The following is a 12,643-nucleotide window of genomic DNA, read 5'->3' on the forward strand; positions in this document are numbered from 1 at the left end:
ATGCGCTAGATTTTGGATTATTTTACTTCACGGATTTTCACGGAACCAGTTGTTGCTTCTGCTTCGATTTTCAAGGAAGAGTCAGCTGCATTAGGCAATTTAGTGAAAATAATTGATTTACTTACAGATTCCGTTTTAGATTCAAGTATCTCTGCATCTTTTAAATCCAGCAATAATTTACCTAAATTTGTATGCAAACGGCCATCCACACCGATTGCTGTTGGCACGATCACTTCAATATTACCAGCACCAGTTTTTGCTTTTAAGAAAGTAGCTTCATTGCCAGTTAATTGATAATTTACGTTGCCGTTTTTAGTTTGCAAGTTGGTGGAGTAGTAATTACCTTTAGCTGCTACGTTACCGTTGAATGTTTTCAGAGCGATATCACGGATTTCCCCATTTTGGATACGCACATTACCATTAATAGATTCGATTTCCGCGAGTGTAGCGTTTAATGTTCCAATACTGATATTACCATTAGTCGTTTTTACAAATAAATCACGGCCAGATAACTCATCCAAATGGAAGTTACCATTAAGCATTTTAACAGAAACATAATCATACTCACGACGAGGTAAGTATACAGTTAGGTTTGTAACAATCTGTTTGGATTTAGATTCAAATCGTAACGTTTCTTCATCTACACGTAAAGTGGTTTTATCAAAGAAGATTTTAAGTGCTTCATCTTCAGGATATTCTTTAAATAGCTTAATCATCGCATGTACTTTAATATCGTTCGAATCAGATGGTTTAAATTCTACATTCCCATTAGCAATTTCAAATTCTAAAATAGAAAGTGTTGTGTCATGGTAAATGAAATCACGTTCGATTTTCGTTGATGTTAAGAATGGAAATGGCATATCCTTCACTTGTTTAAAAGCACTATTTAGGAAAGAACCGATTTTTTCACCTGCTTGTGATAAATCATTGACCATATTGCGCATAGATTCATCTTGATCTTTAGAAGATTTTTCGTTATTTTCTTCAACGGGCTCTTCCTTATTTTCTGAATTTGGTTCAGGACGTCTTTTACGGCTTTTTGGAGGTGTATAAGGATTACCTTGATTGTTCCAGCCTTTACTGTAATCATAAGTAGATTCTTCTGCTTCCTCGACCTGTTCTTCTCTAGGTGTTGCAGAACGACGAATATTTTCTTTTGCTGCCGTTTTACCTTCTTTTTTAGAAATATTTTCAAGCAAAGTAAGTGCTTCTTCTGTAGAAATAATACCTTGTTTTACTAATTCAAGAATACGTTTACGTTCATTTTCCATTTTTATTTCCTCCTATATTTTCGGCTAAACTATTTTAGGCTTGCTATTATTTGCAAGTGACATATCTGCTTTATCTATGTTTCTATTATGAAGGAAAAAATAATTTCTGTCATACAACCAGAGGATGATTATTTGTTTGGACTTTGGGTGGTTTGGTCTTAGGCACATAAAAACATCCCGCTTAATAAAGATATAAGCGGGATGGTGATTATTTTTTCTTCGCTGCTGTAATTCGTTCTTCGGTTCGTTCTTTGTCACGTTCTAAAATTGGTTTTAAGTATTTACCTGTATAGGATTTTTTTGAACGAGCGATTTTTTCTGGTGTGCCGGTCGCAATAATTTGGCCACCTCCATCGCCGCCTTCTGGACCTAAATCTATCAAGTAATCCGCTTGTTTGATAACATCTAAATTATGCTCGATAACAAGAACTGTGTCGCCATTTTCTTCTACTAGTCGTTGTAAAACTTTTAGTAAACGACCAATATCATCTGCATGGAGCCCAGTAGTTGGCTCATCAAGAATATAGAATGATTTACCGTTGCTACGTTTATGAAGTTCAGAGGCAAGTTTTACACGCTGCGCTTCACCTCCAGAAAGTGTTGTAGCAGGTTGCCCAAGTCTAATATAGCCAAGTCCAACATCCACAATGGTTTGTAATTTACGAGCAATTCTTGGTTGGTTAGTGAAATATTCTAATCCTTCTTCTACAGTCATTTCTAACACTTCCGCGATATTTTTACCTTTGTAACGAATGTCTAAAGTTTCACCATTATAACGTTTTCCATGACACACTTCACAAGGTACATATACATCTGGCAAGAAATGCATTTCGATTTTGATAATTCCGTCGCCTTTGCATGCTTCACAACGACCGCCTTTTACGTTGAAACTAAAGCGGCCTTTTTTGTAGCCACGAACTTTTGCTTCGTTAGTACTAGCAAAAAGGTCACGAATATCATCAAAAGCGCCCGTGTAAGTCGCTGGATTGGATCTTGGCGTTCTTCCAATTGGTGATTGGTCAATATTAATGATTTTTTCTAGATTTTCAATTCCTTTTATTTCTTTATGTTCGCCAGGTTTTACATGGTTTCTATTTAATTTTCGGGCCAAAGCTTTTCGTAAAACTTCATTCACGAGCGAGCTTTTTCCTGAACCAGAAACTCCTGTCACACAAGAAAATGTTGCTAATGGGATTTTGGCATTTACATTTTTTAGATTGTTGGCTTTAGCTCCAATAATTTCTAATTCTAATCCATTGCCTTTTCTTCGTTTAGCGGGAACTGGAATGAATTTTTTTCCTGAAAGATAATCACCCGTGATAGAATTTTTGTTTTTTGCAACTTCTTCTGGGGTTCCGGCTGCTACGATTCGTCCGCCATGCTCTCCAGCACCCGGACCGATATCAATAAGATAATCTGCGGCCATCATCGTATCTTCATCATGTTCTACAACAATAAGCGTATTTCCAATATCACGCATACTTTGAAGCGTGCTAATTAAACGATCATTATCTCGTTGATGGAGTCCGATGGAAGGCTCATCTAAGATATAAAGCACACCTGTTAATCTGGAGCCAATTTGGGTAGCTAATCGTATCCGTTGTGCTTCACCGCCAGATAAAGTCCCTGCAGCACGACTCATTGTAAGATAGTCAAGACCAACATTTTTTAAGAACCCAAGTCTAGCGCGAACTTCTTTGAAAATCGGAGCAGCAATTTGCGTTTCTTTTTCAGAGAGTTCTAGACCGTCAAAGAAAGCAAGTGCTTCATTAATAGAAAACTCGCTGATTTGACCAATATGGTGGTCGTTTACTTTAACAGAAAGTGTTTCTTCTTTAAGACGGTAACCTTTACAAGATGGGCAAGGTAAATCAGTCATATATTGCGCCATTTGATCTCGTGTAAAGTCAGAATTTGTTTCACGATAACGTCGTTCGATATTTGGAAGTATACCTTCAAATGGAATCCAAGTTTCACGCGTCATTCCGAAATCATTTTTATATTCGAAATAGAATTCTTTGTCTTTTGATCCGTTTAAAATAATGTCCAATTCTTCTTTGGGCAGTTTTTCAAGAGGCGTATCCATATCAATTCCGAATTCTTTACATGCAGAAGCTAACATTTGCGGATAGTACTGGGAACTAATTGGACGCCATGGGATAATTGCGCCTTCATTTAAAGATAAGCTTTTGTCTGGAATGACAGTATCTACGTCTACTTCTAGTTTTGTTCCAAGTCCATCACATGTTGGGCAAGCGCCAAATGGACTATTGAAAGAAAACATTCTTGGCTCTAGTTCACCAACTGAAAAACCACAATAAGGACATGCATAATGCTCACTAAATAGCAGTTCTTTATCTCCCATAATATCGACAACTGCATAACCGTCTGCTAACCGAAGTGCCGCTTCAATGGAGTCATATAAACGAGTATTAATGCCTTCTTTAATCACAATACGGTCAATAATAATTTCAATGGAATGCTTTTTGTTTTTTTCTATTTCGATTTCGTCATTAATATCATAAATTTCTCCATCAACACGAATTCGGACGTAACCTTCTTTTTTGATTTCCTCGATGGTTTTCTTATGTGTTCCTTTTTTGCCAGAAACGATTGGCGCCATAATTTGAAGACGTGTTTTTTCTGGAAATTCTAGGACACGATCAACCATTTGTTCAATTGTTTGTGAAGTGATTTCGATTCCATGATTAGGACAAACCGGATGTCCCACTCGAGCATAAAGTAATCGTAAATAATCATGAATTTCTGTCACTGTTCCGACTGTAGAGCGCGGATTACGACTCGTTGTTTTTTGATCAATCGAAATAGCTGGACTTAAGCCTTCAATTAAATCAACATCTGGCTTATCCATTTGTCCTAAAAATTGGCGTGCATAAGCAGACAAAGATTCTACATAACGTCTTTGGCCTTCCGCATAAATCGTATCAAACGCAAGCGAAGATTTACCTGAACCGGAAAGTCCCGTCATAACTACTAATTTATCTCTTGGTATCTCTACATCAATGTTTTTTAAGTTATGGGCTCTTGCACCCTGAATTACTATTTTTTCTTTATCCAATTTCGCTTCATCCTTCCGCTTTTATTTCAAGTAAAGCATCGCGAAGTTCCGCAGCACGTTCGAAATCAAGTGCTTTAGCTGCTTCTTTCATTTCATGTTCCATTCCTTCAATGAATACATCGCGTTCTTTCTTAGACATCTTACTTAAATCATGTTGCTTCACTGCTTCTCTTTCATCTGCGGCAGAAGTTGCTGCAATAATACCACGAATTTCTTTTTTGATTGTTTTTGGTGTAATACCATGTTTTTCATTATATTCGATTTGGATTTTGCGACGACGTTCTGTTTCACCAATAGAATTACGCATCGAATCCGTCATTTTATCAGCGTACATAATTACCCGACCGTTTTCGTTACGTGCAGCACGACCCATTGTTTGGATAAGAGAACGTTCTGAACGAAGGAATCCTTCTTTATCAGCATCTAAAATCGCTACCAAAGAAACTTCTGGTAAATCGATTCCTTCACGAAGTAGATTAATTCCAACAATAACATCATACACTCCAAGTCGAAGGTCGCGAATAATTTCAATACGTTCTAATGTTTTTACTTCAGAATGTAAATATTGAACTTTGACACCTGCTTCTTTGAGATAATTGGTTAAATCCTCGGACATTTTTTTCGTTAACGTAGTAATTAAGACACGTTCGTTTTTTTCAACTCGATCATTAATTTCATCCATTAAGTCATCTATTTGTCCTTGGATTGGGCGGATTTCTACAATCGGGTCTAACAGTCCGGTTGGTCGAATGATTTGTTCAATAACATCTGGATTTTTTTCTAATTCGTATGGGCCTGGTGTAGCAGATATGAACATTATTTGATTGATATGTTTTTCAAATTCTTCTAACCGAAGTGGACGGTTATCTAAAGCACTCGGCAATCTAAAACCATGATCAACAAGCATTTGTTTTCTGGCTTGGTCTCCGTTGAACATTCCGCGAATTTGCGGCATTGTTACGTGCGATTCATCAATTACCATTTGGAAATCATCTGGGAAATAATCTAGTAAAGTATATGGAGTCACTCCTGCTGGTCGCAGAGATAAATGCCTGGAATAGTTTTCAATACCAGAACAATAACCCATTTCTTCCATCATTTCTAAATCATAATTCGTTCGCTGTTCAAGTCGTTGCGCTTCGAGTAATTTATTGTCTGCACGCAAGACTTTGAGGCGATCTTCTAATTCTGCTTTTATATTTACAATTGCTTTTTTCATAATGTCTGGTCTGGTAACAAAGTGAGATGCTGGGAAAATGGAAACATGTTCTCTTTCACCGATTATTTCTCCAGTAAGTGCATCTACTTCTCTAATTCGTTCAATTTCATCCCCAAAAAATTCAATTCGCATACAGTGTTCATCTCTTGATGCTGGGAAAATTTCCACAACATCTCCGCGAACTCGGAAGCGTCCACGTTGAAAATCTATATCATTTCGATCGTATTGAATATCTACTAACTTACGCAATAGCTGATCGCGACTAATTTCCATGCCAACTCGAAGTGAAACAAGCATCTCCCCGTATTCAATCGGCGAACCTAAACCGTAAATACAAGATACACTTGCTATAATAATGACGTCACGGCGTTCGAAAAGTGCAGCTGTAGCTGAGTGACGAAGCTTATCGATTTCATCATTGATACTTGCATCTTTTTCAATATATGTGTCGCTTTGTGGAACGTAAGCTTCTGGTTGGTAATAATCATAGTAACTAACAAAATATTCTACAGCATTATTTGGAAAAAATTCTTTAAATTCACTATAAAGTTGACCTGCTAGCGTTTTATTATGAGCCATAACAAGTGTTGGTTTATTTACTTCTTGAATTACATTAGATACAGTGAAGGTTTTTCCTGTACCGGTTGCCCCAAGTAAAGTTTGGTGTTTCAAGCCTTTTTTTAATCCCGCAACTAATTGTTCTATTGCTCTAGGCTGGTCTCCTTGTGGGCTATACTTAGAAACTAACTCAAATTTATCCTTCAACTCGGATTCCCCCTATTCTTTATCGATCCGATTTTGGCATCTGAAAAACTTCACTTGTGAAAAGTCCAGCAAAGCAAAAAGCGGATTTTTTCAGATCCGTTAATGTTTCTATTTTATCATAAATATTTTAAATAGCCTAGCAAAAACCGAACATATTTTCGTATTTGTTGGAAAATAAAAAACGCAACCTGTTGATTACGCTTTTCTTTATTTTATCACTTTTACACTTTTCTACCTATAAATTTGCTTTGCTAAAAATCACTACCACGCTTCTTTAAGCGGCGTAGCATATAAGTTGCAAGGATAAACCCAATTGTCATCGAAAAAGCATCCACAATGATCAGCCACATTGAGTTTGTGTAGCCTAACTTGGCAGATGCTGCAATCAAAATCACCATCAATAATAGCGCCACATACCGATTGTACGTGATTCGCGCAAAGAGTATAACAAGGAAACAAGGGAAAATAAGCGCAGATATTATTTGATCCATCTTACTTTCCCCCCTCTTTTTTATGCGTCTCGCAATGCTTTTGTCGTAATTTCAGTCGTTAATTGCGGTAATTCAGTTTTTTCTATCCCTTTTTCAGCAAGCATGTCTGGTAAAATTTCTTTTAAAAAGTATTTCACACTAGCCATTTCACGGTACTGATAAATTGTCGCAAGTGCTTCACTATATATTTCCACAAAAATATTTTCAGGATTTCCTTTTTGGATTTCACCAAAGGATTCATATAATAAATCTACTTTATCAGAAATTGCGAGGATTTTCCCTTCTAATGTACTGTCTTTACCTTCTTTTAGCAAATGACGATAGACAGGTTGATAAGTTTCTGGAATTTCTCGTTCAATAAAGTTTTTTGTCATGCTCTCTTCTACTTCAGAAAGCATTTCGCGCAGTTCCGTCGTTGCATATTTTACAGGTGTTTTTATATCACCAATGAAAAGCTCCGAATAATCATGGTTTAATGCTTTTTCATATAGCGCACGCCAGTTTACTTCATTCCCAGCTTCCTCTTCTACAGCACCGAAAAATTGGGCAATAGAAGTTACTTTATAAGAATGCTCTGCCACCGAATGTTCTTGATATTTAAATTTCCCTGGACAACGATAAATGTTCTCTAAATCTGATAAACTTTGGAAATATTGATGAATTCCCATATTATCCCTCCATTCTTCGTTTTATTCTTCACGTTTTTGTTTTTTATTAGCTGGATTGGTATTTTCGATTTCACGCATCATCAGTGCTGCACTGTAACCAATTAATGCAATCATAGCTGCTGAGTAAGTTCGGAAGTTATCCGTAGCAAAAATGAAGATGATTGCTGAAAATAAAAGTGTCGTCAGCACTCCCCAACTAAATAGCTTAGCCCCACGAGCTGTTCCAACTTTCATATGCGAATAAATTGCGACATAACAAACGAATTGAATTATAATAAATTGCACAACGGACAAACCGATGACCACGGTAAGATTGCTATTCCAAACAACAGCTAATATCGAAATAATAATCATCACAATAATTCCAGTGATAACAATGAATTTTTGCACTGGTGATAATTTCTTCAAAATACTTCCCCCAAGCTTTTATTTGTTACTTACTTTAACATAATCTTTGTTTATTTGGGATAAAAAACACCCATCATTCCTAAAAAAGGTTTCTGAGCGTTACCAATTAATGATGGTGCACATGTCGAATAGCTTGTGTTAATAATTCTAATACGTGATTATCGTCTTGCATATAATGGATGGTCGTACCTTCACGTCTAGATTTTACAAGTCTTAAGTTTTTTAAAAATCGAAGCTGATGTGAAACAGTTGTCTGGTTAAACGCAAGCGTCCGTGCAATTTCATTTACAGAGTATTCGCGGTCCTGAAGCAAATTTAAAATCTGCACACGCGTTGGATCAGAAAGCGCCTTGAAAATCTGTGTCACACTAAATAGCGTTTCTTCATCTAATGGTTGTTTTGCGTTTTCCATTGAATATCACTCCATTTTCCTTATATGTTCATATACTCATATGATACTTAAATAGGAATGATTCCGCAAGTTTAATAGTAAGTTCCAGAAAAAAATAAAGAAGAAAAAGCCCGATTTACCTTACAAAAAGGAAAATCGGACTTTTTTTATCTGTTTAAATCTTCAATTTCGCCACTTTTCAAATAAACAATCCACTCACAAACGTTTGTTACATAATCACCAATACGTTCGATGTATTGAGAAACTAAAAGTAGTTGAGATACATCTTCAATATGCTCCGGCTCTTCTTGCATGAAATGAATACATTTTTGATAAACGATTTTATGAAGCTTATCGACTTCATTATCGCGCTCGGCAATTTCGCGAGCAGCATTTTCATCTTCTGCAAGGTAAGCTTTTAACACATCTTGTAACATTGATTTTACAATTTCACCCATTTCTGGTATTTCGGGAATTGGCTTTAAAACTTTACTTTCGCCAATTAAAATAGCTGTCTTGGCAATACTTACTGCATGGTCACCAATACGCTCTAAATCTGAACTTGTTTTTAGCACTGTAACGATTTTTCTTAAATCCATGCCGACTGGTTGTTGTAAAGCAATTAATTCAAAAGAGCGTTGTTCAAGTGAAAGCTCCATATTATTGATTGCCTTATCTTCCGCAACAACTTGTTTTGCAAGTTCCGTGTCGCGGTGTACAAGTGACTTTACAGCTTTAAAAATCGCTTCATTCGCTAACATTCCCATTTCCATTAGATGTTGGTGCAAGTCGTTTAATTGTTCCGTAAAAATTTTTCTGACTACCATAATAACACTCCTTTATCCAAATCTTCCTGAAATATAGTCTTCTGTTTCTTTTTCTGCTGGGTTGGTAAAAATACTTGTCGTATCCGCAAATTCTACGATGTGCCCATTAAGGAAAAAGGCCGTTTCATCAGAGATTCGCGATGCTTGTTGCATATTATGCGTTACAATCACAATCGTATAATCTTTCTTTAACTCTAAAATCAAATCTTCTACTTTCGCTGTTGAAATTGGATCAAGTGCTGAAGTTGGCTCATCCATCAAGATAACATCCGGCTTAACTGCAAGTACGCGGGCAATGCAAAGTCGCTGTTGTTGTCCACCTGACATCCCAATTGCTGAACGATCTAGTCTATCATGAACTTCTTCCCAAAGAGCCGCTTGACGCAAACTTCTCTCTACAATCTCGTCTAGCACTTTTTTATCTTTTACACCGTGCATCCGTGGTCCATACGCTACATTATCATAAATCGAAAACGGAAATGGATTGGCTTGTTGAAAAACCATACCCACTTTTTTACGTAAATTAACCATGTCTATTTTAGGGTCTTGTACATTTTCGCCACCGATATAGATTTCTCCAGTCGTTTTCACATTAGGAATCAAATCATTCATCCGGTTAAGCGTTCTAAGGAAAGTTGATTTACCACAACCCGACGGACCAATTAATGCAGTAACTTGATTCTTTTTAATGTTTAAAGCGATTTTTTGTAGTGCTTGTTTGGAACCATAAAATAAATCTACATCTTTTGTTTCGATGATATATTCTACTTTTTCAACAGTTTCAGTTGTCATAAAAAGCTCCTTTCTAGCCGAAGTTACCAGAAATATAGTCTTCGGTTTGTTTTTCTTGTGGATTCGTGAAAAGTTCGGATGTTCCTGAAAATTCCACAACTTCTCCTAAATAAAAGAAAGAAGTATAGTCAGAAACCCGCGCTGCTTGTTGCATATTATGCGTTACGATAATGATAGTATATTTATTTTTCAGTTCATTGATTAAATCTTCAATTTTACTTGTTGAAATGGGATCAAGTGCAGAAGCTGGTTCATCGAGTAGTAACACTTTGGGCTGCATAGCAACTGCTCTAGCGATACAAAGACGTTGTTGCTGACCACCAGAAAGAGATAGCGCACTTTTTCCTAAATCGTCTTTTACTTCGTCCCAGAGAGCGGCACGGCGCAAGCTTTTTTCGACACGCTCCATGATTTCTTTTTTGTTCTTCATACCATGGCGTTTAAGGCCAAAAGCAACATTTTCAAAGATAGATTTTGTAAATGGATTCGGTTTTTGGAATACCATCCCGATTTCTTTACGAACATTGTACAAATCGACTTCTTTACGATTAATATTAATGTCATCGTATAAGATTTTACCCTCCATACGACAACCATCAATTTCATCGTTCATCCGATTTAATGCTCTTAAATAAGTGGATTTCCCACAACCAGATGGTCCAATAAGCGCTGTAACTTTATTTTCAGGGAAAGTTAAGTCAACACCTTTAATGGCGTGATTATCCCCGTAATATACATGCAAATCCTCTGTCGCCATCGCAGCAGGAAGTGAATGAGGATCTGGTGTTGCTTGTAAAATAGTACTGATTTCAGGTTTCTTTGTTAACATCATTTTAATCTCCTTTTCCTGGCTTTTTACGATGAAGTCATGCGTTTATAAACAACTTTTCCAAGCAAGCGTGCTAAAATGTTGAAAAGTAATACAGAGAGAATTAATACAGCAGACGCCCCGTCAGAAACAGCTTGCGCATCTGGCATAATTCCTTCTCCATTAATTTTCCAAATATGAACAGCAAGTGTTTCTGCTGGTCGGAAAATATTAAGTGGTGATGTTGGATTGACCGGATTCCAGTCAGTAAAATCAAGTATCGGCGTACTTTGTCCAGCTGTAAAAATTAACGCCGCTGCTTCACCAAATACTCGCCCAGCTGCTAAAATAACACCCGTAATAATGGCAGGAAGTGCGGCTGGAACAAGCACTCGCGTAATCGTTTCCCATCTGGATAGACCAAGAGCGAGTCCCGCTTCACGTTGCGTATTTGGAATTGCATTAAGTGCCTCTTCGACAACCCGAATTAATAATGGTAAATTGAAAATCGTTAGTGTAAGCGCCCCGGAAATAACGGAGAAGCTCCACCCCATTTGAATAACAAAAACAAGGAAACCAAATAGTCCTACAACAATAGATGGAAGTGAGGAAAGCACTTCAATCGTTGTTCGAATTAAATCTGTAATCCAATTTTTACGTGCATATTCTGCCATATAAATTCCCGCACCGAGCGAGATAGGGACAGAAATAATCATTGTAATAACCAGCATATAAAATGAATTCCAGATTTCTGGACCGATTCCGCCACCAGCTTGGAACGACTGTGGTGGGGTCGTCAAAAACTTCCAGCTAAGTTGCGGAACACCTTTTACTAAAATATAGCCTAATAATCCGGCTAAGATAATGACAATAAATACAGCAATGGCATAGAAAACACCTGTCGCGATTTTATCTTTTGTTTTTACATTCATTTGACTTTCCTCCTACGTCCGATGAAACGGATCACAATGATGAAGAATAGTGACATTGCTAGTAGCACCATTGCTAGTGACCACAGGATATTATTATCAAGTGTACCCATAACTGTATTTCCCATGCCCATTGTTAAAATACTCGTTAATGTAGAGGCTGGCTCAAATAATGATGTTGGAATAACAGCAGAGTTCCCGATAACCATTTGTACAGCAAGAGCTTCACCGAATGCACGTGCCATTCCGAAAACAATCGCTGTTAAAATACCTGAACGCGAACTACGTAGTACAACTTTCCAAATCGTCTGGAAACGTGTTGCTCCAAGCGCCAAAGAAGCTTCTCGGTAATGACGTGGAACAGATTTTATCGCATCCACACTGAGTGAAGTAACAGTCGGCAAAATCATTACTGTTAAAACAACTGTCGCGGCTGCAATACCAAATCCACTTCCCGAAATATGGTCGCGAATAAATGGAACAACAACGCTTAGTCCAATGAATCCATAAACAACAGATGGAATACCAACTAATAGTTCCATAACTGGTTGTAAAACTTTCTTCCCAAACTTAGGCGAAATTTCCACCATAAAGATTGCTGCTCCAATAGCAAGTGGACCTGCAATACAAGCAGCAAAAAGTGTTACTGCAAATGAACCAATAATCATTGGCAAAGCTCCAACCAACGGATTACCACTTGCGTCTTTTTGTGAAGGATTCCAGTCAGTCCCAGTTATAAAATCAACAAAAGATACTTTATTAACAGTAAATGTAGCTATACCTTTCGATATAACAAAAAACAAAATAGACGCTGCGGCAATGACCATGATTGAAATACAGATGAATGTAATAATTTTGCCTCTAGTTTCTAGATGCGCCTTTTTAGAAGTTTGTGTAAGCTTCTTTTCTTTTATCGCTTCCAAGTCACGTAAGCTCCTTTCTCCTCCCATGTTTACTCCTAACATGGGTATACGTCTATCCTGATATTACTAGGA

Annotated in this window: 12 protein-coding genes; all 12 read right to left on the minus strand. The window is 37.2% G+C overall.

Going from position 1 to position 12,643, the window contains the following annotated elements; genetic code table 11:
- Window positions 1-17: 17 nt before the first annotated feature.
- The 12 genes from LWE_RS12470 to pstC all read right to left on the minus strand — a co-directional run bounded on the left by LWE_RS12470 (window position 18) and on the right by pstC (window position 12,571).
- Window positions 18-1,271, minus strand: coding sequence for a DUF4097 family beta strand repeat-containing protein (locus LWE_RS12470; RefSeq protein WP_011703171.1), 1,254 nt, complete (start codon window positions 1,269-1,271; stop codon window positions 18-20).
- A 208-nt stretch (window positions 1,272-1,479) separates the two neighbouring features.
- Window positions 1,480-4,350 carry an excinuclease ABC subunit UvrA gene (gene uvrA, locus LWE_RS12475; RefSeq protein ID WP_011703172.1) on the minus strand — a complete coding sequence of 957 codons (2,871 nt, stop codon included), beginning with the start codon at window positions 4,348-4,350 and terminating at the stop codon, window positions 1,480-1,482.
- Window positions 4,351-4,357: 7 nt separating this feature from the next.
- Window positions 4,358-6,334, minus strand: a complete 1,977-nt coding sequence (gene uvrB / locus LWE_RS12480) for an excinuclease ABC subunit UvrB (RefSeq protein ID WP_003722621.1) — start codon at window positions 6,332-6,334, stop codon at window positions 4,358-4,360.
- Window positions 6,335-6,585: 251 nt separating this feature from the next.
- Window positions 6,586-6,825 (minus strand): CsbA family protein, encoded by a 240-nt coding sequence (locus LWE_RS12485; RefSeq protein ID WP_011703173.1) that lies wholly within the window; start codon window positions 6,823-6,825, stop codon window positions 6,586-6,588.
- 20 nt (window positions 6,826-6,845) lie between these two features.
- Window positions 6,846-7,493 (minus strand): HD domain-containing protein, encoded by a 648-nt coding sequence (locus tag LWE_RS12490; protein ID WP_011703174.1) that lies wholly within the window; start codon window positions 7,491-7,493, stop codon window positions 6,846-6,848.
- Between the two features lie 21 nt (window positions 7,494-7,514).
- Window positions 7,515-7,901, minus strand: a complete 387-nt coding sequence (locus LWE_RS12495; protein ID WP_011703175.1) for a hypothetical protein — start codon at window positions 7,899-7,901, stop codon at window positions 7,515-7,517.
- Between the two features lie 106 nt (window positions 7,902-8,007).
- Entirely contained in the window at window positions 8,008-8,313 is a 306-nt protein-coding gene (locus tag LWE_RS12500; protein WP_011703176.1) for an ArsR/SmtB family transcription factor, read from the minus strand.
- Between the two features lie 146 nt (window positions 8,314-8,459).
- The gene (phoU, locus tag LWE_RS12505) at window positions 8,460-9,119 is read right to left on the minus strand and encodes a phosphate signaling complex protein PhoU (RefSeq protein ID WP_011703177.1); all 660 of its coding nucleotides are present in this window, start codon (window positions 9,117-9,119) and stop codon (window positions 8,460-8,462) included.
- 12 nt (window positions 9,120-9,131) lie between these two features.
- Window positions 9,132-9,911 carry a phosphate ABC transporter ATP-binding protein PstB gene (pstB, locus tag LWE_RS12510; protein WP_011703178.1) on the minus strand — a complete coding sequence of 260 codons (780 nt, stop codon included), beginning with the start codon at window positions 9,909-9,911 and terminating at the stop codon, window positions 9,132-9,134.
- A 13-nt stretch (window positions 9,912-9,924) separates the two neighbouring features.
- Window positions 9,925-10,740 carry a phosphate ABC transporter ATP-binding protein PstB gene (gene pstB / locus LWE_RS12515; protein WP_041176378.1) on the minus strand — a complete coding sequence of 272 codons (816 nt, stop codon included), beginning with the start codon at window positions 10,738-10,740 and terminating at the stop codon, window positions 9,925-9,927.
- Window positions 10,741-10,766: 26 nt separating this feature from the next.
- On the minus strand, window positions 10,767-11,651 hold the full coding sequence (pstA, locus tag LWE_RS12520; protein ID WP_011703180.1) for a phosphate ABC transporter permease PstA: 885 nt from the start codon (window positions 11,649-11,651) through the stop codon (window positions 10,767-10,769).
- Window positions 11,648-12,571: a phosphate ABC transporter permease subunit PstC gene (gene pstC / locus LWE_RS12525; RefSeq protein WP_077904753.1), complete on the minus strand. Its 924-nt coding sequence runs from the start codon at window positions 12,569-12,571 to the stop codon at window positions 11,648-11,650. Before pstC ends, pstA begins: the two co-directional genes overlap by 4 nt.
- Between the last annotated feature and the right edge of the window lie 72 nt (window positions 12,572-12,643).

This window comes from Listeria welshimeri serovar 6b str. SLCC5334, from assembly GCF_000060285.1.
In the GTDB taxonomy this organism is placed as follows: domain Bacteria; phylum Bacillota; class Bacilli; order Lactobacillales; family Listeriaceae; genus Listeria; species Listeria welshimeri.

Coding starts and splice junctions, on each gene's coding strand:
- pstB (WP_011703178.1), bottom strand. CDS start 9,911: ATGACAACTGAAACTGTTGAAAAAGTAGAATATATCATCGAAACAAAA.
- phoU (WP_011703177.1), bottom strand. CDS start 9,119: ATGGTAGTCAGAAAAATTTTTACGGAACAATTAAACGACTTGCACCAA.
- LWE_RS12490 (WP_011703174.1), bottom strand. CDS start 7,493: ATGGGAATTCATCAATATTTCCAAAGTTTATCAGATTTAGAGAACATT.
- LWE_RS12470 (WP_011703171.1), bottom strand. CDS start 1,271: ATGGAAAATGAACGTAAACGTATTCTTGAATTAGTAAAACAAGGTATT.
- LWE_RS12485 (WP_011703173.1), bottom strand. CDS start 6,825: ATGGATCAAATAATATCTGCGCTTATTTTCCCTTGTTTCCTTGTTATA.
- pstB (WP_041176378.1), bottom strand. CDS start 10,740: ATGTTAACAAAGAAACCTGAAATCAGTACTATTTTACAAGCAACACCA.
- pstA (WP_011703180.1), bottom strand. CDS start 11,651: ATGAATGTAAAAACAAAAGATAAAATCGCGACAGGTGTTTTCTATGCC.
- LWE_RS12500 (WP_011703176.1), bottom strand. CDS start 8,313: ATGGAAAACGCAAAACAACCATTAGATGAAGAAACGCTATTTAGTGTG.